Source organism: Micromonospora sp. NPDC000316 (assembly GCF_042898885.1).
GTDB lineage: Bacteria > Actinomycetota > Actinomycetes > Mycobacteriales > Micromonosporaceae > Micromonospora.
In genome coordinates this window covers 144,683-163,779 of record NZ_JBIAZG010000009.1, presented here as the reverse complement: position 1 = coordinate 163,779, position 19,097 = coordinate 144,683, and the positions used below count along the sequence as shown (strand labels likewise).

Below are 19,097 nucleotides of genomic sequence, written 5' to 3'. Positions count from 1 at the left end.
CTCACCAGGGGTGCACCGTGCCGTCCTCCAGCCGGTTCACCGGCAGGTACGCCGGGGCGTACGGATATCGGGCCGCCGCCTCCTCGTCGATGTCGACACCGAGGCCGGGCGTCTCGGCGGGGTGGAGGTAGCCGCCGGCGTAGTGGTAGCCGTGGGGGAACACCTCGTCGGTCTCGGGCGTGTGCCGCATGTATTCCTGGAGACCGAAGTTGGGGATCGAGATGTCGAGTTGCAGCGCGGCGGCCATGCAGATCGGCGAGAGGTCGGTGGCGCCGTGCGAGCCGCTGCGCACGTGGTGCAGCGCCGCGAGGTCGAAGATCCGGCGCAGGTGGGTGATGCCACCGGCATGCACGACAGTGGCCCGGATGTAGTCGATGAGCTGTTCCCGGATGAGCTGGGCGGCGTCGAAGACGCTGTTGAAGACCTCTCCCACGGCGATCGGGGTGGTGGTGTGCTGCCGGATCAGCCGGAAGCCCTCCTGGAGGTCGGCGGGGACCGGATCCTCCATCCAGGTCAGCGCGTACGGCTCCAGACTGCGGCCGAGCCGGGCCGCCTCGATCGGGGTGAGCCGGTGGTGCACGTCGTGCAGCAGCCGCAGGGTGGGGCCGAACTCGTCGCGGACCCGGGCGAACACCGTCGGCACGTGCGTCAGGTAGCGGGCGGTGGACCAGGTGGCCTCGCTGGGCAGCGCCGCGTCGGCCGGCTCGTAGAAGAGCTTGTCGGCGCTCACCCCGTACGTCTGGGGCAGGCCGGGCACGCCGCACTGCACCCGCACCGCCCGGTAGCCGAGGTCCAGGTAGCGGGCGACCTCCACGAGCACCTCCTCGACGGACTCGCCGTTGGCGTGGCCGTACACGGTGACGCCCTCGCGGGACCGGCCGCCGAGCAGTTGGTAGACCGGGAGGCCGGCGACCTTTCCCTTGATGTCCCACAGGGCGGTGTCCACAGCCGCGATCGCGCTCATGGTGACCGGGCCGCGCCGCCAGTACGCGCCCTGGTACAGGTACTGCCAGGTGTCCTCGATCCGCGCCGGGTCCCGGCCGATCAGCAGCGGTGCCACGTGGTCGCGCAGGTACGACGCGACGGCCAGTTCCCGGCCGTTGAGGGTGGCGTCTCCGACGCCTGTGACGCCCTCATCCGTGACGATCTTGAGGGTGACGAAGTTTCGGCCCGGACAGGTCACGATGACCCGGGCGTCGACGATCTTCACTCGATCTCCTTCGGGCCCACGGGTCGGCTGTGGACGCCGCAGGGGGTGGCGCGAGGGGTGGGGAGAAGCACAAAGTGCTTATCGGGAACGTCCCGATAATAGCCACTCGTAGGGCTGCGGTGGCCGACGTGACGGTGCCGCCCTCGTGCGCAGGTCGCCCGCGATCCGTTGCGCCGAAAGGTTTCCGGAATCCTTGACAATCGAGTGTGCTCGATTGAAGCTGACGTTGGTCACGCGAGCCGCGGTCACGGTCGGGCGAAGGGCAGTCCTCGACTCACCCCCTTCCATGCGCCATTCTCCCGAGGAATCGCGAACGATGACACTGAAGACAAGGATGCTCGGCGTCGTCATGGCGGTCGTGACACTGGCCGCGGCCGCGCTGATGTTCGCCGCTCCCGCGTCCGCAGCGACGCTCACCCAGGTGACCGGCTTCGGCACCAACCCCACAAACCTCCAGATGCACCTGTACGTCCCCGACCGGGTGGCATCCCGACCGCCGGTCCTGCTCGCGCTGCACTACTGCACCGGTACGGGCCCGGCGTTCCACTCCGGCACCCAGTACGCGTCGCTCGCCGACAGGTACGGGTTCATCGTGATCTACCCGTCGGCGACCCGCAGCAGCCGCTGCTGGGACGTGGCCTCGCCACAGGCGCTGCGCCGAGGCGGGGGCAGCGACCCGGTCGGGCTCATGTCGATGGTCGACTACGTGCGGCAGCGGTACGCCGTCGACCCGGCCCGGATCTTCGTCACCGGCACCTCGTCCGGCGCGATGATGACGAACGTCATGCTCGGCGACTACCCGGACGTGTTCGCGGCGGGCGCGTCGTTCGCGGGCGTCCCCTTCGGCTGCTTCGCCACCGGCGGCAGCTCGGAGTGGAACAGCGAGTGTGCCAACGGCCAGCTCATCAGGACAGCCCAGCAGTGGGGGGACCTCGTCCGCGCGGCGTACCCCGGCTACACAGGCCAGCGGCCGCGGATGCAGATCTGGCACGGCACCAACGACGAGACGCTGCGCTACCCGAACTTCGGTGAGCAGGTCAAGCAGTGGACGAACGTGCACGGGCTGAGCCAGACCCCGACGTACACCGACTCGCCGCAGTCCGGTTACACACGCACCCGGTACGGCAGCAGCGGCCCGATGGCGCCGGTCGAGGCGATAAGCATGCAGGGCGTCTCGCACAACCTGCCTGTCGACGCCGCGCAGGTGATCCGCTTCTTCGGCCTGGACGGCTCCACGCCGCCGCCGACCACCCCACCGCCCACCACCCCACCGCCCACCACGCCGCCGCCGACGACCCCACCGCCGACGACGCCTCCACCGACCACGCCTCCACCGACCACGCCGCCGCCTCCGACCACGCCGCCTCCGAACGCGGGCGCCTGCCGGGTCGGTTACACGGTCAACGCCTGGAACACCGGTCTCACCGCAAGCGTCGCCATCACCAACACCGGCACCACGCCGGTGAACGGATGGGCGCTGACCTTCACGCTGCCCACCGGCCAGACCATCACCAACGGCTGGAACGCGCAGTACACCCCGGCGAGCGGCGCGGTGACCGCCCGCAACGTCTCGTACAACGCCACCATCGCGCCGAACGCGTCCGTCGAGATCGGCTTCCAGGCCACCCACACCGGCGGCACCGGCAAACCCGCCTCCTTCGCCCTCAACGGGGCGACCTGTTCGGTCTCCTGACCCACCTCTCCACACCACCAGTTCAGAAACGGAGTCGCACGATGAGAAACGCGAAATGGAGGGCGGCAACGAGAGCCGCCCTCGCGCTGACCGGCGCGGGTGCCCTCGCCGCCAGCATGGCGATGTTCCTGCCCGGCACGGCGAGCGCCGGGACGACGCTCGGCGCGTCCGCCGCCGAGAAGGGTCGCTACTTCGGTACGGCGGTGGCCGCCAACAGGCTCTCCGACGGCAACTACACGACGATCCTCAATCGTGAGTTCAACTCGGTGACGCCCGAGAACGAGATGAAGATCGACGCGACTGAGCCGCAGCAGGGTCAGTTCAACTTCACCAACGCCGACCGGATCGTCAACCACGCGCGCAGCCAGGGCATGAGTGTGCGGGGGCACACCCTCGCGTGGCACCAGCAGCAGCCGGGCTGGATGTCGAGCATGGGCGGCAGCGCGTTGCGGCAGGCGATGCTCAACCACGTCACGGGTGTGGCTAGCTACTACCGGGGCAAGATCGCGTCCTGGGACGTCGTGAACGAGGCGTTCGCCGACGGCAGCTCGGGTGCCCGTCGTGACTCGAACCTCCAGCGCACCGGAAACGACTGGATCGAGGCCGCGTTCCGGGCCGCTCGCGCCGCCGATCCGGGCGCGAAGCTCTGCTACAACGACTACAACACCGACAACTGGACGCACGCCAAGACGCAGGCCGTCTACAACATGGTGCGGGACTTCAAGTCCCGTGGCGTGCCGATCGACTGCGTGGGCTTCCAGTCGCACTTCAACAACGACTCGCCGTACGTGAGCAACTACCGCACCACGTTGTCGAGTTTCGCGGCGCTCGGTGTGGACGTCCAGATCACGGAGCTGGACATCCAGAACGCGCCGGCGAACACCTACCGGGCGGTTGTCGAGGACTGCCTCGCGGTGCCGCGTTGCAACGGGATCACGGTGTGGGGCATCCGCGACAGCGACTCGTGGCGCTCCGAGCAGAGCCCTCTGCTGTTCACGAGTGGTGGCGCGAAGAAGGCGGCGTACGACGCGGTCCTGGCCGCGCTGAACGCCGGCGGCACCACCCCGCCGCCCACCACCCCGCCGCCCACCACCCCGCCGCCCACCACGCCTCCGCCGACCACCCCGCCGCCCACGACCCCGCCGCCCACCACTCCGCCGCCCACCACGCCTCCGCCGACCACTCCGCCGCCCACCGGTTCCTGCAGCGCCACGGTGTCGGTGAACCAGTGGCCGGGCGGTTTCGTGGCCAACGTACGGGTGACGGCGGGATCGTCGGCACTCAACACCTGGGCGACGACTATCACGTTGCCGTCGGACGCCGCGGTCACCAACGCCTGGAGCGCCAACCGCAGTGGTAACAGCGGCACGGTCCGCTTCACGAACGTCGACTACAACAGTCAGGTCGGCGCTGGGCAGACCATCGAGTTCGGCTTCCAGGGCACCGGCACCGCCGGCAACCTGAGCGCGACCTGCGCGTGAGGCTGACGTGACACCGGCCGGTGCGGAGGGTCGCACTCCGCACCGGCCGGCACGGCCCTCGCCCGCACCGGCCCCGCACGGATCGGTGCGGGGCCGGTGCGGCGTCCGTCAGTCGCGGCAGATCTTCCTGTCCGGCTGGACGTCAAGTTTGTTGAACACGTTGTCGACCTGGCCGATCCCACCCTTTGCCGCGATCGTTCCGGCGTTGATCAACCGCAGGAACACGTTTATCGCCTTCGCCAGACCGGCGGGGATGCTGTAGCCGACGCCGTAGTCCAGGAAGATGCCGAGTTGGGTGCTGCGGCAGAGCGCGAGTGGCGCACCCAGCGCGGACCCGACCGTCAGCCCGACCGTGGCGGTGACCGTGGCGTACAGCCCGGCGGTGAAGCCGAACGCGCCCAGACCCGCCCGGAAGGCCGCCTGGTAGTGGACGATGATCCCGTTCACACCTACCGACGGGCCGTAGATCGAGTCGGTGATGCTGTTGCGGACGTTGAGGCCCCACGGCTCGGTGACGCCGAACTCGCCGTTGGCGTACCCGAACCCGACCGAGCCGCCCAGCGACCACTCGCCGCTCGCCTTGATGTTGCCGTCCTTCGCGCTGAAGGCCGTCTGCAGCCCGACGAGCTGCGTGGCGGTGATGGAGAACGGCACCCCGAGGACCTGGCCCACCGGCACGCTGAAGTCCAGCGGGATCGGGATGCGCTTGTTGATGTTCTGCCCCCGGTCGGTGGCACCCGCGATCTCGATCCGCAGCGCCGCCAACCCCGAGATCGACAGCTCCGCCCGCTGGACCGTGGCCCCCCGGATCTCCAGATGGAACGTGGCCTTCGGGCTTTTCATCATCAACTGCACGGTGCCCTCGATGCGGAGTCCACCATCGTCATAGTTGAACTGCGCGCCGACGCCGTTCTTGCAACAGACCGGCTTGATATCGAACCCGGCGATGCGCTGCCCGCCCAGCGCACTCGCCCGTCGGGTCACGCCCAAGGCGGCCGCCCCATCCGCCTGCCGAGCCCCGACGACAGTCGCCACAGGTCTCAGCGACCCCGCGCTGCCGCCCGCGCCGCCGCCGTCGGCGTCGTACTCACTCCAGAACGGCGTGCCGGCGTCGAACCGTGTCGGGTTCTCCAGCGACACCGGGCTGTCGCCGGCGAAGGTGCCGTCACGAATCACGTCGGTGATGTCCACAGGCCCCAGGAGCACCGCCAGGTCGCCGGAGTCGCGGCGCACGTCGAGCACCCGGCCCACCGCCCGCCCGGTGAGGAACATGACCTTTCCCCGGGCGAGCTTGTCGGCTCCGCTGGCCTTGGGGTCGATGCGCCAGGTCAACGCGTCCTCGGAGAGCCCGCGCACCGACCCGCTGCCGCCGCCCACGAACACCACGTCGGGCTGGTAGGTCACCTTCGAGTCCGGCGCGGGCGCCGCCCCGTACCGCTGGTCCCCGCCCGTCCTGTCGGGCGGTTCCGGCCCCGCCGCGCCCCGCTCGCAGGCCGCCAGAAGCAGCAGGGCCACCGTGAGCAGCGCGGCGGTCGTCCGGCGACGCCACGACCCGAGTGCCGGCACGTCGCGGCCCCCGCCGGTCACAGGCGGCCGGCGACAGTACGGGCCGCGTTCTCCAGAGCCGCGCGATAGGTCGCCGGGTCGTCGGTGCGGACCAGCCGGACGCACGCCCACACCCCGCCCTTGTTGACGAAGACGGTGCCGTCCTCGGCGTACGCCTCGTCACCCGCACCGCTGATCGGTGTGAACGTGTGCCCGAGTTCGCGGTCGATGTCGAGGAACTTCTTCGCCCCGTCACCGACGTACACCTCCACCTGTGCGGTCGGGCCGGTGACCGGTCCCGTGTAGGTGCAGGTGTCCCGATCTCCCGGCTTCTCCAGGGGGTCCTGAAGTGGAGTGCCGGCAAGCTTCTCGGCCTCGCCCTTTGTCACAAGTGTGCAGGCGTCGATCTTCGTCGCGGCCGGCGGCGCCTCCGCCGACGGCACTGCGGCCGGGTCGCCCCCGGGCGTCGCCGCCGCGCTCGGGCCGGCCGCCGGGGTACCGCCGTTGTCGTTGCCGCCGACCATCCCGCAGCCGCCGAGCGCGGCGAGCGTCGACGCGGCGGCCACAGCAGCCAGGAGGTGAACGCGCCGCCGCATGCCGGTTCCGAGGTGGGTCATCGTGGCTCCACTTCCTGTTCTGAGGGCCGTCCGGTCGTGGCTGTGCATCACAGCGGCAGGGCGTCGAGCACAGCGCGCAGCGTCGGTTCGTAGCCGCCGGGCTTGGCACTGATCCGCTCGAAGCTGCTGAGGATCACGGTGTAGCTGCCCTTGTCGCTGACCACGACTGCCTCACCCTCGATGTCCTTGAACGCGAGGTACGCCTTGCGTCCCTTGTCGACGTCCTTCACCTCCCGGTAGACCTCTGCGGCGTTCTTGCGCTGGTAGGCGTAGGTGCTCTCGCCGGCGAGCGGCGACGCGGTCGTGATGGTGACCGAGGCGACGCCCTTGCCGTCACCGAACGCGCAGTTGCCCTCGTCCTTCATGGGCTGACCGACGAAGTCGGAGATCTGGGCCGCGGTGAACGGGCACGCGGGCCGGGACCCGGTGGGCAGGTCGCCGTCGACCTCGACGCCGGCCCCGGCGGCGGGATCGGCGTCGCCGAAGTCGTCGGGGCCGCAGGCGACGAGCGGAATCAGCAGCAGCGAGCACCACAGGGGTGCGATCAGTCGGCGCACAGTCATGCTTCCTTCACCTGTCGGGGGAGGTCCGGGTTGGTGGAGCTGAGCTGAGGTGGACGGATCCACCGGGCCGGGATCAGCCGGTCGACCCGCCACGCGCTCTCGGCGGCCGCTGCGGCCACCACCTCCGCGTCGGGGCCCTCGACCAGTGCGATCACGACATCGTCTGTGGGCAACCGGATGGCGGCGACCAGCCGACAGCCCGGCGTGGTGATCTGCGGTGCGGCCGTGCCCGCCTCGGAGGAGCTGTCGTACTGCTCCAGGACGAACAGGTGATTGGCCATGACCTGACGCTAGGCCGCGGCGGCCGGCGAGGAATCGGGCGTTTCCCTATGTTTGCGCGTCGGCCCTGGTCATCGCCGCACCCAGCTCGGCGCGGGTGGAGATGCCGAGCTTGCGGTACACGCGGGCCAGATTGGCCTCGACGGTCTTCGGGCTGACGAACAACTCGTCGGCGATGGCGCGGTTGGTCCGCCCGCGCGCCGCCAGCCGGGCCACCCGATCCTCGGTGGGGGTGAGGTGCCGAGGTGTCGCAGCGCGACCTCCGACGCGAGCCAGCTCCGCCCGGGCCCGCTCGGCGAACGCCGCAGCGCCTATCGCGCTGAACTCCGCCACCGCTGTCTCCAGCGCCTGCCGCGCCGGCAGCTTGCGGCGCGACCGCCGGTGCGCCATCCCGGCCACGAACAGGCAGCGTGCGCGATCAAGTGGAAGCACATGCGGCGGTACGGAGTCACGCGCCGCCGCCAACGCGTCGAGCGCCGGGCCGGGATCACGGCCGGTGGCGCTGTCCAGCAGTACGCGAGCCCGCGCGGTGCCAAGTGTCGTCCAGGGTCGTGGCAGTCGGCGGTGCCGGGCGTCCAACCGGTGCAGCACCGCCGTAGCGCGGTCGAGGTCACCCGCGCCGACACACGCCTCGATCCAGTCCGGTTCGAAGCGCATCGACAGCGGCTCCACCAGACCCTGTGCGTCGAGCGCTGCGGCCAGCGCGGTGAAGGCGGCGGCGGCCTCCGCCATCCGGCCGGCCGACAGGGCCACGAACCCGGCCAACTGCTTGTGGATGCGTCGGCACCAGTCGTCGTCCAGTTCCTCGGCGAGCCGCAGGCCGGACTCGGCCACCCGGGCCGCCTCGGCGAGCCGGCCCCGGTTTGCGTCGAGCAGGGCGGCCAGCCAGGTCTCGGCGACCAGACCGCTGCCGAGTTGGTCACCGAGGTCCCGCGCGGCGGCGATGTGCCGTTCGGCCTCGTCCCACCGCCCGGCCAGCAACTCGGCCTCACCCAGGTGCGACAGCAACTCGTGTTGCAGGGGCTCGTCGCCGCGAGCCTCGGCCCGACCGAGCATCTGGTGGAGTCGACGGCGGGCCCGCTCCGCGTCGTCAATCGACTTCCACCAGATCGCCGGCACCGTGCTCGCCAGCCACGCCGGCTCGTCGCCCTCCAGGGCGAGAGCCCGTTCCAGCAGGTCGGTGCGGGGCGGTCGGCCGAGGCGCACCTCCTGGAAGAAGAGCAGGACCAGCGCGGCCGCGAGCAGGTCGTGTTCGTCGTCGCGGCCGTCCAACAGCGTGGCGGCGGCCTGGGCGTGCGCCCGTGCCGGCTCGGTGTGGTCGTTGAAGACGGCCAGGTGGGCGTGGATGCGACCGGCCAGGGCCGAGTCGGGCCGGGCCGCCGCCAGGGCCCGGGTGCCGAACTCGACAGCCGCCTGGCCGGCCTCGCCGGTGGACCAGGCGACGACGGCACGCAGCAGCAGCGACTCGGCCCGTAGGTCACCGGAGAAGTCGGCAGCCACCGCCTCGACCGCCTGCCGGGCCGCCGGCAGGTCACCGCTGTCGAGCCGGCAGCGGGCCGCGGCGAGTCGCCGCTGGCCCAGCCGCACCCGATCGTCGGCGGGGGTGAGCTGGCCGGCGCGGTCGTGCAGGTCGGCGGCGAGGTCGGGCGCGCCCCTGCTGTGCCACCTGTCGGCAGCGGCGGCGAGCGTGTCCGCGACCGAGGGGTCCGGTTCCGTCGTGCACAGTGCCAGGTGCCGGGCCCGCTCGTCCGGGTCGGCCACCAGGTCGGCCAGCCGGCGGTGCAGTCGGCGGCGTACCCCCGGCGGAATCCCGGCCCGTACGGCGGCGGCGTGCACCGGGTGCGTGAACCGCACGCCCGTCGGCGTCACGACGATCAGCCCCGCCTCCTCCGGCGCGTCGAGCGCCGCGGCGGACACCCCCGCCGCTGTCAGGTCGACAAGCGTGGGCACTGTCAGCAGCGCGGCCAGTCGGACCGCGTCACGGCTGGCGGGGGACAGCCCGGCGACGACGTCCGCGAGCAGGTGGTGCATGGACGCGGCCACCGGCAGGTCGTCGCCGGGCGAGGGGTGGCGTGGCAGGCGTTGCATGGCGCGGACCACCTCGATGGTCAGCAGCGGATTGCCGTCGGCCTCCCGCGCCACCCGCACCAGCATCGGCCGGGTGAGCGTGACGCCGAGATGGTCGCGCAGGACGTGGTGCAGTGCGCCCACGTCCAGCGGCGGCAACTCCACCCGGTCGAGCCGGCTGCCGTCGCGGCCCTCGTCGAGCCCGAGCGGCACGGTCTCGGGGTCGCCCCGACCGCGTCGGCGACTCACGAGCACGCTCAGGCCCGCCACGCGGCGCAGCGCGTACCGCAACGCGCGTTCGCTCGGCCGGTCCAGCCACGGCGCGTCGTCCACTGCCACAAGCGTCGCCGGGTGGGTCTCCTGCGCCGCGGCTTCCAACAGGGAGCGAGTCGCCGCCCCGACCACCCGTACGTCGACGGCCTCCCGGACGTCGCCGGAGAGGAGCACCACCTCCGCTGCGGTCCGCTGCGGCTCGGGCAGCGCGGCGACCCGGTCGGCGAGCGGGCGCAGCAGGTCGGCAAGGGCGGCGTACGGAAGCTCCGCCTCTGCCTCGGTGGGCGCGCAGCTCAGCACCAGCCAACCCGACTGCCCGGCCCGCCCGACAAGCGCCCGCCAGAGTTCGGATTTGCCGATGCCGGCCGGCCCCTCCACCAGCACCGGCCCGGGGCGGCCCAGTTGCTGCCAGGCCCGGTCGAACACCTCGTCCCGCCCGACGATGGTGTGTCGCATGGGGAAATTCTGGCATCGGAGACCGTCGTCGGGGCATCCCGCCAACGGGTGACAGGGGGTGGTCCGCAGGCCCGGCCGACCGGCAGAGACTAGCCGTCGATGCGAGTGATGTTGCGGATCTTGTTGGAGGCGTCCAGGGCTGCCACCTTGTACGCCTCGGCCAGGGTGGGGTAGTTGAACACCGCGTCCACCAGATAGTCGATAGTGCCACCACAGCCGATCACGGCCTGCCCGATGTGGACGATCTCGGTGGCGGCGGTGCCGAACACGTGCACGCCGAGCAGCCGGCCGTCGTCGGGGGACACGAGCAACTTCAACATTCCGTACGAGTCGCCCACGATCTGGCCACGAGCCAGCTCGCGATAGCGCGCGATGCCCACCTCGAACGGCGTCGACGAGTCGGTGAGCTGCGCCTCGGTCTGCCCGACGAAGCTGATCTCGGGGATGGTGTAGATGCCGATCGGCTGAAGGCCGTGCATCTCGCGGATCGGCTCGCCGCAGGCGTGCTGCGCGGCCAGCCGGCCCTGCTCCATCGAGGTGGACGCCAGCGCCGGAAAGCCGATCACGTCGCCGACCGCGTAGATGTTGTCGACGGGGGTGCGGTAGTTGGCGTCGACAGCGATCCGGCCACGTCGGTCCGCCTCCAGCCCGGCCGCCTCCAGAGCCAGGTCGTCGGTCTGGCCCTGCCGGCCGGCCGAGTACATCACCGTGTCCGCGACGATCTTCTTGCCGCTCTTGAGGATGCACAGCGCCGCGGTCTGGTGCTTCTCCACCGCGGCGACCTCCTCGCCGAAGCGGAACGCGACGGACAGGTCGCGCAGGTGGTATTTGAGCGACTCGACGACCTCCTCGTCGCAGAAGTCGAGCATCCGGTCACGGCGCTCCACGACTGTCACCTTGGTGCCGAGCGCGGCGAACATCGACGCGTACTCCATGCCGATCACACCGGCACCGACCACCACCATGCTGCGGGGTACGGCCTGGAGGTTGATCACGCCGTCGGAGTCCACGATGGTCCGGTCGTCGAAGTCGACACTGTCCGGCCGGGCCGGGCGGGTGCCCGCCGCGATGATGGCCTTGTCGAATGTCACCTTGGACTCGCGCCCCGAACCGGCGTCCACCCAGATCGAGTGGGCGTCCGCGAAACGCCCGGTCCCGGTGATCATCGCGACCCGGTTGCGGGCGAGCTGGTTGCGGATGACGTCGGTCTGTCGGGTGATCACGTGCTGGGTCCGCGCGGCCAGGTCGCTGACCGTGATCTCCTCCTTGACCCGGTAACTGCTGCCGTAGAGATCCCGCTGGCTCAGCCCGGTCAGATAGAGCACTGCCTCGCGCAGTGTCTTGGAGGGGACGGTGCCGGTGTTGATGCACACCCCACCGATCATGTCGCGGCGGTCCACGATGCCGACCCGCCTGCCGAGCTTGGCGGCGGCGATCGCGGCCTTCTGACCACTGGGTCCGGAGCCCAGCACCAACAGGTCGTAGTCATACACGACCGCAAGCGTCCCAAGATGTCGGCGACGGCGCCAGAGCCGAACGCCACTCATCCGCCGCCCGCGGCTGCTCGCGGCTGTCTCCCGCTACGCGCCCGGGTCGCGCCCGGCTCGCTCACGACACCCGGGACGAGCCGTCGGTCGGATGGTCCGGCCGCTGGTGGATGCGGTGTGGTCGCAGCCCTTTGGAGCTGAATCGTTTGCGACATCGCCCGACGGAGGCAGGCAGGGTTCACGTCGGCGAGCCCGGGCAATGCGGCTGAATCGTTTACGACATCAGCTCCAAAGGATCCGCACCTGACCTCATCCCCGGGCGGGGGGCATTCGTGAGGGCCCGCGTGCCGGGTATTCGTGAGGGAACGACCGCGTGGGGTATTCGTGAGGGAACGCCCGGAAGCGTGTTCGTGAGGGGCCGCCCGGGCTGGCGGACCTCGATCTAGCTCACGAGGCGGCGCTCCCACGCCCAGGCGGCGATCTCAACCCGGTTTCGGGCCGGGAGTTTCATCTGCACGCTGGCCAGGTGGGTCTTGACCGTGCCGACGGCGATGAAGAGCCGGGCGGCGATCTCGGCGTTGGTCAGACCCCGGGCGACAAGTTTCACGACGTCGAGTTCGCGGGGCGACAGCCCGGCGTCGTCGTGTGTGGAGGCGGGCGGGCTGAGGTGCTCCAGCAGCCGTACCGTGATCGACGGGCTGATCAGCGCGTCGCCGGACACGGCCGCGCGGACCGCCTCAACAAGCAGCGCCGGGCCGGAGTCCTTGAGCAGGAAGCCGCAGGCGCCGTTGGAGAGCGCCGTGTGCACGTACTCGTCGAGGTCGAATGTCGTCACCACGACGACCCGGATCGGGTCGGCGACGCCCGGCCCGGCGAGCAGCCGCAGCGCCTCCAGGCCGTCGAGTCGGGGCATCCGGATGTCCAGCAGCACCACGTCCGGGCGCAGCCGCCGGGCCATCTCGACGGCGACGACACCGTCGGCGGCTTCGCCGACCACCTCCATGTCCGACTGCGCCCCGATGATCATGCCGAAGCCGGTCCGGACCATCGCCTGGTCGTCGGCGATCAGCACGCGGATCACCTGGTCACCGCCGTACGCAGCGGGAACGCGGCATCGAGCACCCAGCCGCCGGCGACACCGGGCCCGGCGGTGATCGTGCCGCCGAGGGCGCGCACCCGCTCGGTGAGGCCGAGCAGGCCGAAACCGTGCCCGCGGCCCGGCGCCGTGCGGGGGGTTGCGCCGTCGTCGGCCACCCGGACCAGCAACCAGTCCGGTGTACGGCGCACGGACACGTCCACCGATCGCGCATCCGGGGCGTGCTGGCGGGTGTTGGTAAGCCCCTCCATCACCACCCGGTACGCCGAGGTCGACACCTCCACCGGCAGTCCTTCCAGGTCACCATCGACGTGCAGTCGTGCCGGCGCGCTCGCCGTGCCGTTGAACCCGGACAGCAGCGGCGCCAGGTCGGTCACCCCGGCCAGCGGGGCCAGCGGCGCGTCCGGCGGTGCGTCCGGGTTCCGCAGGATCCCCACCATTCTCCGCATCGAGGCCATCGTCTCGGCGCCGGCCCGTTCGATCTGCTCCAGGGCGACGATCACCCGTCGCGGGTCCTGCTCGGCGACGAACCGCGCACCCTGCGCCTGCACCACGATGCCTGTCACGTGGTGGGCGATGAAGTCGTGCAGGTCACGGGCGAACTCCGCGCGCTGCTCGGCCCTGACCAGGGCGATCGCACGGGCCCGGCCGGCGGCGATCACCCGCAGGTAGAGCCCCACACCCGCGGCGCCGGCCGCCGCGAGCGCCTGGAGCAGGCCGAAGATCACGGGCAGGCTTTCGGTGCCGAGGCGCAGCGGCATCGTCGCGACGGCGAGCCCGGCGGCGACGGCCGCCCACAGGGCGAGCCGGGGCGCGCCCCAACGGCTCACCACGAAGACCACCCCGATCAGGCCGGCCGACTCGGCGAGCCCCCAGCTGCGGGCGAGCAGGATGCCGCCCCCGGTGAGGACCACCATCGTTGCGGTCACGGCCAGTGAGGCGGTGGCGAGTGTCAGCGCGGCCAGCGGCAGCCGGCGGGAACCCAGCCGGTGCACAGGCAGCCAGAGCGGGACCGTCGCCACCGCGAGCCCCATCGGCACCGGCAGGAGCAGGAGAGCGGTGACTCTGGAGAGGTCCTGCGTGCTGGACGCGAAGTCGAAGAGGGCGAGCAGGCCAAAGGCCACCAGCCCTGCGGCTTGGGCCAGGCGTACCCACAAACGTCGAAGATCCGGCGCGCTCATGATGACCCAGCGTAGCCACCCGGGCAGAGATGGCAGATCAGCCGAAAGGCAGACCCGACCCCGCCGATACCGGGCCCCGGACCGATGCGCGCACCCGCCGGTGGCGGCGACGCTTTCCGGGTCACATCGCAGCGCCACTGGAGGAACGATGACAACCCACGCCCCGCCGGCGACAAGCCACGCCGCGGTCGCCGCAGTCGACCTGGTGAAGGTGTACGGCAGCGGCGACACCGCCGTCCGTGCCCTGGACGGGGTCTCGGTCGGCTTCGGCCGGGCCGAGTTCACCGCGATCATGGGTTCGTCCGGGTCCGGCAAGTCGACACTCATGCACTGCCTCGCCGGCCTCGACACGGCCACGTCCGGCCGCGTCCTGCTCGGCGGGACGGAACTCACGGGCCAGTCCGACCGGGTGCTGACCCGGGTACGCCGGGAGCGGATCGGTTTCGTCTTCCAGTCTTTCAACCTGCTTCCGCAGCTCACGGCGGCGCAGAACATCACCCTGCCGCTGGATCTCGCTGGCCGACAGCCCGACGCCGATCTCCTCGCGCACCTGGTCGACGTGCTCGGGCTCGGTCAGCGGCTGGGCCACCGGCCGAGCGAACTCTCCGGGGGTCAGCAGCAGCGGGTCGCGCTGGCCCGGGCGCTTGTGGCGCGGCCCGAGGTGGTCTTCGCCGACGAGCCGACCGGCAACCTCGACTCCCGCTCCGGCGCGGAGGTGCTCACCATCCTGCGCGACTCGGTACGCGACCTCGGCCAGACAGTCGTCATGGTCACCCACGACCCGATCGCCGCCGCGTACGCCGACCGGGTGGTGCTGCTCGCCGACGGCCGGGTCGCCGGCGAGATCGACAAGCCGGACCAGGTGTCGGTCACCGACGCGCTGCGTGATCTGGCGGCCCGCGCATGAGGGCGACAGTGCTGCGTACCCAGACGAGCGCCGCCGCCCGGCGGCCCGGCCGTCTGATCCTGACCGGCCTGGCGGTCCTTGTCGCGTCGTTCGTCGTCTTCGGCACCGTGCTGGTGCAGGGGATCACCGAACGAACGGTGCGGGACAACCTGAGTGGCACCCCGGCCGCCACCGACCTGGTGATCGGCAGCCAGGAACAGACTCCACCCACCGTGACGGAGCTGGGGCGGATCCGCGCCGTGGCCGGTGTGGCCGAGGCGGTCGGCCGGGTGTCGATCGGGGTGTCCGTCGACAAGGGCTACCTCAACCTGCAGTCCGATCCGGGCGCCGGCCCGCTCAGCACCGTCAGGGTCGTCGAGGGCAGCTACCCGGACCAGCCCGGCGAGATCGCGATCACCCCCCGTACCGCCCAGCGGGTGGGGCTCTCCGTCGGCAGCACCGTCAGCGGCGAGGGCGGTGAACTCACCGCGCCCGCCCGCCTCGTCGTGACAGGCATCGTGGACACCAACGCCGATTCCGGCTACGATGCGTACGCCCCCGACAGCGCCGTGACCTCGTGGGCACGCCTGAACACCGTGGATCGCGTGGATGTCCGGGTCGCCCCCGGCGAGTCGACGGACGCCGTCCACCAGCGGGTGACCGCGGCCGTCGCCGACCAGCCGGTCCGCTCCGGCGACGAGGTACGCCAGGCGGAGGCCAACGCGGCGGCCGAGCAGGTCGGGACGCTCTTCATTCTGGTCGGCGTGTTTGTCTCGATCGCGGTCGTCGCGGCGGCTCTGGTGGTCACCTCCACCTTCCGCATCGTCTTCGCCCAGCGGATGCGTCAGCTCGCGCTGCTGCGCGCGGTAGGCGCGAGCCGGGGCACCCTGGCCAGGGCGATGACCGCCGAGGGCGCCCTGACCGGGCTCGTCTCCGGCGTCGTCGGGGTCGGCAGTGCCCTCGCCCTCGGGTACGCGGTGCCGGCGATCCTGCGCTCGGCCGGCCACGCCGTCTCGTCGCCGGCCCCCCGGCTGGCGGCGGCGGTCGCGGTGGTGCTCGGGGCCGTCGTGCTCACAGTGCTCGCCGTCCTGGCACCGGCACTCTCGGCGGCCCGTGTCTCCCCGCTGGAGGCGCTGCGGACGGCGAGCACTACCGCCGGCCGGCGCGGAATCGGAGTGCTGCGCCTGCTGTTGGGGCTGCTCCTGGCCGCGGGCGCGGTCCTCGCGGCCGTCGGGACGATCCGTCAGTTGCCGAAGCCGGAGCAGACGACGTACGACCCGCTGTTGCCCCTGCTCATGCTGGTCGGCTCGGGCACACTGGCGTTCTTCGCGCTTGTGGCCCTCGGGCCGCTGCTGGTGCGTCCGGTGCTGGCCGTGGTGGGTTGGCCGCTGCGGCAGCTCGGGCCGCTCGGGCGGATGTCGGTCGGCGGGATCGGCGGGGCGCCGCGCCGGGCCGCCGCGGTCTCCGTCGTGGTCGCGCTCGGCGTGACCCTGATCTCCGGGGTGGTGATCGGCGGCGCGTCGCTCCAGGTCCTCACCGACCGCGAGATGGCGCTCTCGGCACCGACAGACTTCGAGGTCACCAGCAGCGGTGGCACGCTGCCGGCGGATGTCGTGACCCGGGCCGAGGCGGCGCGTGGCACGCTGGCCCGTGTCGTGCCGTACCGGCAGGTCGACGACGTCAGGCTGATGCGCGGCGCAGACAAGTTGGGCGACGTCGAGTCCGGATATCCGGCCAACGACCTGGACCTGACGGCGTTGCCGACAAGCGGTGACCTGGACGTCGCCGAGGGCACGCTCGCCGACCGTGGCCCCGGCCGGATCGTGCTCAACAACTGGGTTGCCCAGGACACCGGTCTGCGGGCCGGCGACACCGTCGCCCTCGGCGTCGGCGCGCGCAGGGTCGACGTACGGGTGGCGGCGGTCCTGCCCGGTGCCGGCCCGCTGCACGCGGGCGTTCTCATCGACCCGGCTGATCTGGACCGGCTCGGCGTGCCGGCCGCGTACACAGGTCTGCTGGCCGACGCGGCCGGGGCCGGTGAGGACGGTCGCACCGCAGGCGTGCGGGCGCTGCGGGCCGCGATCGGCGACAGCGACGGCGTGGGCCTCGTGGTGCTCGCCGACGAGCGGGACCGCAACGACGAGGTGGTGCGCAGCCTGGTGTGGATCGCTGTCGGTCTGGTCAGCCTGACCGTGCTGATCGCTGTCGTCGGCGTGGCCTCGACGACGGCGCTCTCGGTGGTCGAACGGGTGCGTGAATCCGGGCTGCTCCGTGCGATCGGCCTGTCCCGGGCCGGCCTGCGCACGATGCTTACCGTCGAGTCCGGCCTCTACGGGGTGCTCGGCGCGACGATCGGTCTGCTGCTCGGCGTCCCGTACGCCTGGATAGCGGTCCAGTCCCTCGGGATCGACGCACCGCTCACCGTGCCGGTGCTGCCACTGGTCGGGCTGTTCGTGACGCTTGTCGTGCTGACCGCGCTGGCTGGGGTCCTGCCGGCCCGGCGGGCGTCGCGGGTGAGCCCTGTGGTGGCGCTCGGGGTGGACGGCTGACCACGAGCGTGGGCCGGCGTCGCGACGCCGGCCCACGCTCGTACTCAGTTGGGGTTGGCGGCGTGGGTGAGCGTCTCCCACGCGACGAAGAGGTTGTTGGTGCCGGCCGGTCGCTGCTGCAGCGTGAGGGTCTGCGTGTTGGTCATGACGTTGCCCAACCGGTTGCTCATCGCGTTGAAGCCGACCTCGGTGATCGGGCCGAGGCCACGGGTGAGGCTGCCGCCGCAGAGCCAGGAGGGCGGCGCCTCGCCCAGTTGGTAGCGCGAGTGGAAGCCGAGCGCCTGCCGCAACCGCTCACCGACCTGGGGGTACAGGTCCCGTCCCTGGATCCGGGAGGTCTCCGCGACGTGCGAGATGGCGGAGATCCCGTATCCGGTGTGGACGAAGTCCCGGCAGGTCTCCTGCGCGAGGCCGGCGACGAATGTGGACTGGCCCTGCCAGTAGCCGATGATCTCGGCGCTGGTGTCCAGGCCGCTGCCGGGCACTGTGTACGGCAGTGCGCCGTCGCTGGGCAGGTAGACGAAGGCCCGGGCGCGGTTGAGGAAGCGGGTGACCGCCGCGTCGTAGGCGGTGCGGTCCTCCAGGAAGACGGCGATGCCGATCGCGGCCTCCATCATCGTCAGTTCCCAGTTGCCGTTGCTGTTCGACCCGTTGCGCACGACCGGCAGGTAGACGGTGCGCAGCATGGTGGCGAACCGGTTGGCGTTGGGCCAGCCGGTGTACGTGTACTTGATGATCTCGGCGGCCCGGGGCCAGACCGAGGCGGCCCAGCCGGTCTGCAACGGCGCGTTGCTGCCGGTGTGCGAGGCGATCGTCGCGGACCACGCGTCCATGATCTGGATCGACTTCTGCGCGTACCGGGCGTCGCCGGTGACGTACCAGGCGAGCGCGTCGGTGTACGCGGCGATCGCGTCCTCACGCTCGTCGGTGCAGCCGTTGTTCGGGTTGGAGTAGGACCCGCACTCGACGACCGCGCGGGGCGCCGGGGCACGCGACAACGAGGCGTACCTGCTGCTCATCATCTGGTTGTAGGCCGCCGCCCACGGTTGTGCGCCGGCCTGCACCCGCCCTCGGACGAAGTCGAGCTGGCCCCGGCTCACCAGCACGCCGGGGTGGGTGAAGCCGCCCGAGGACGGCGGTGGGGTGCCGCCGCCGGTCGGTGGCGTCCAGGTCTGGTTGGCGGTGCCGGTGCAGCTCCAGATCTGTAGTGGCGTCCCGTCGGCGGAGCTGGGGCCTGTCGCGTCGAGGCACTTGCCGGAGGCAGGGTTGATCAGCTGCCCGGCGCTTGCCGACCACTGCTGCGCGCCGGTGCCGTTGCAGTCGTAGATCTGCACGCGGGCGCCGTTGGCGGTGCTGGCGGCGGCGATGTCGAGGCATTTGCCAAGCGCCCGGATGGTGCCGTCGTCGCCCACCGTCCACTGCTGCGCCGTCGAGCCGTTGCAGGTGTAGAGCTGGACCGGCGTGCTGTTCGCCGGGTTCGCCGCCGCCACGTCGACGCACTTGCCGCCGTACCCCGTGATCGCGCCGGTCGCGGCGGCCGTCGCGGGGGAGGCGCCGACGAACAGGCCTGTCGGTACGGCGAGCACTGTCGCGGCGAGTGCGGAGGCGAACCTGATGCGGGTGCGGCGGGGTGCGGGCCCGGCCAATCGTCGCGCCATGTCGGGGTCCTTCCGGCGGGCGAAGCCAACTGTAAAGTGTGTTAATCATTACAGTC

At 71.5% G+C, this 19,097-nt stretch carries 14 protein-coding genes; 4 read left to right on the top strand and 10 right to left on the bottom strand.

Annotated features, from left to right (window positions below):
• Position 1: 1 nt before the first annotated feature.
• Positions 2 to 1,210, bottom strand: a complete 1,209-nt coding sequence (gene manD / locus ACFY2Q_RS19310; RefSeq protein WP_387131901.1) for a D-mannonate dehydratase ManD — start codon at positions 1,208 to 1,210, stop codon at positions 2 to 4.
• A gap of 316 nt (positions 1,211 to 1,526) precedes the next feature.
• Here manD and ACFY2Q_RS19305 point away from each other — a divergent pair, with 316 nt between their 5' ends.
• Both ACFY2Q_RS19305 and ACFY2Q_RS19300 read left to right on the top strand, forming a co-directional pair.
• Positions 1,527 to 2,903, top strand: a complete 1,377-nt coding sequence (locus ACFY2Q_RS19305) for a PHB depolymerase family esterase (RefSeq protein WP_387131899.1) — start codon at positions 1,527 to 1,529, stop codon at positions 2,901 to 2,903.
• Between the two features lie 41 nt (positions 2,904 to 2,944).
• Positions 2,945 to 4,384 carry an endo-1,4-beta-xylanase gene (locus tag ACFY2Q_RS19300; protein ID WP_387131897.1) on the top strand — a complete coding sequence of 480 codons (1,440 nt, stop codon included), beginning with the start codon at positions 2,945 to 2,947 and terminating at the stop codon, positions 4,382 to 4,384.
• 108 nt (positions 4,385 to 4,492) lie between these two features.
• On the opposite strand, the gene ACFY2Q_RS19295 is transcribed toward ACFY2Q_RS19300, so the two are convergent.
• The 8 genes from ACFY2Q_RS19295 to ACFY2Q_RS19260 form a co-directional block, all read right to left on the bottom strand.
• Positions 4,493 to 5,950 carry a hypothetical protein gene (locus ACFY2Q_RS19295; protein WP_387131894.1) on the bottom strand — a complete coding sequence of 486 codons (1,458 nt, stop codon included), beginning with the start codon at positions 5,948 to 5,950 and terminating at the stop codon, positions 4,493 to 4,495.
• Positions 5,951 to 5,967: 17 nt separating this feature from the next.
• A complete protein-coding gene (locus ACFY2Q_RS19290) occupies positions 5,968 to 6,546 on the bottom strand; it encodes a hypothetical protein (RefSeq protein ID WP_387131892.1) in 579 nt (192 codons plus the stop codon).
• A 47-nt stretch (positions 6,547 to 6,593) separates the two neighbouring features.
• Positions 6,594 to 7,109: a hypothetical protein gene (locus tag ACFY2Q_RS19285; RefSeq protein ID WP_387131889.1), complete on the bottom strand. Its 516-nt coding sequence runs from the start codon at positions 7,107 to 7,109 to the stop codon at positions 6,594 to 6,596.
• Entirely contained in the window at positions 7,106 to 7,390 is a 285-nt protein-coding gene (locus ACFY2Q_RS19280; RefSeq protein WP_387131886.1) for a hypothetical protein, read from the bottom strand. Before ACFY2Q_RS19280 ends, ACFY2Q_RS19285 begins: the two co-directional genes overlap by 4 nt.
• Positions 7,391 to 7,436: 46 nt before the next feature.
• Positions 7,437 to 10,184, bottom strand: coding sequence for an AAA family ATPase (locus tag ACFY2Q_RS19275; protein ID WP_387131882.1), 2,748 nt, complete (start codon positions 10,182 to 10,184; stop codon positions 7,437 to 7,439).
• 89 nt (positions 10,185 to 10,273) lie between these two features.
• Positions 10,274 to 11,677 (bottom strand): Si-specific NAD(P)(+) transhydrogenase, encoded by a 1,404-nt coding sequence (gene sthA, locus ACFY2Q_RS19270; protein WP_357000067.1) that lies wholly within the window; start codon positions 11,675 to 11,677, stop codon positions 10,274 to 10,276.
• Between the two features lie 436 nt (positions 11,678 to 12,113).
• Complete coding sequence (locus ACFY2Q_RS19265; protein WP_387131880.1) at positions 12,114 to 12,752, bottom strand: response regulator; 639 nt, start codon at positions 12,750 to 12,752, stop codon at positions 12,114 to 12,116.
• Complete coding sequence (locus ACFY2Q_RS19260) at positions 12,749 to 13,948, bottom strand: sensor histidine kinase (protein WP_387131878.1); 1,200 nt, start codon at positions 13,946 to 13,948, stop codon at positions 12,749 to 12,751. The genes ACFY2Q_RS19265 and ACFY2Q_RS19260 overlap by 4 nt, the downstream gene beginning before the upstream one ends.
• A gap of 148 nt (positions 13,949 to 14,096) precedes the next feature.
• Here ACFY2Q_RS19260 and ACFY2Q_RS19255 point away from each other — a divergent pair, with 148 nt between their 5' ends.
• Both ACFY2Q_RS19255 and ACFY2Q_RS19250 read left to right on the top strand, forming a co-directional pair.
• The gene (locus ACFY2Q_RS19255) at positions 14,097 to 14,855 is read left to right on the top strand and encodes an ABC transporter ATP-binding protein (RefSeq protein ID WP_387131875.1); all 759 of its coding nucleotides are present in this window, start codon (positions 14,097 to 14,099) and stop codon (positions 14,853 to 14,855) included.
• Positions 14,852 to 17,383, top strand: a complete 2,532-nt coding sequence (locus ACFY2Q_RS19250; RefSeq protein WP_387131872.1) for an FtsX-like permease family protein — start codon at positions 14,852 to 14,854, stop codon at positions 17,381 to 17,383. The genes ACFY2Q_RS19255 and ACFY2Q_RS19250 overlap by 4 nt, the downstream gene beginning before the upstream one ends.
• 44 nt (positions 17,384 to 17,427) lie before the next feature.
• Here ACFY2Q_RS19250 and ACFY2Q_RS19245 read toward each other — a convergent pair whose 3' ends face one another.
• The gene (locus ACFY2Q_RS19245) at positions 17,428 to 19,041 is read right to left on the bottom strand and encodes a ricin-type beta-trefoil lectin domain protein (RefSeq protein ID WP_387131870.1); all 1,614 of its coding nucleotides are present in this window, start codon (positions 19,039 to 19,041) and stop codon (positions 17,428 to 17,430) included.
• Between the last annotated feature and the right edge of the window lie 56 nt (positions 19,042 to 19,097).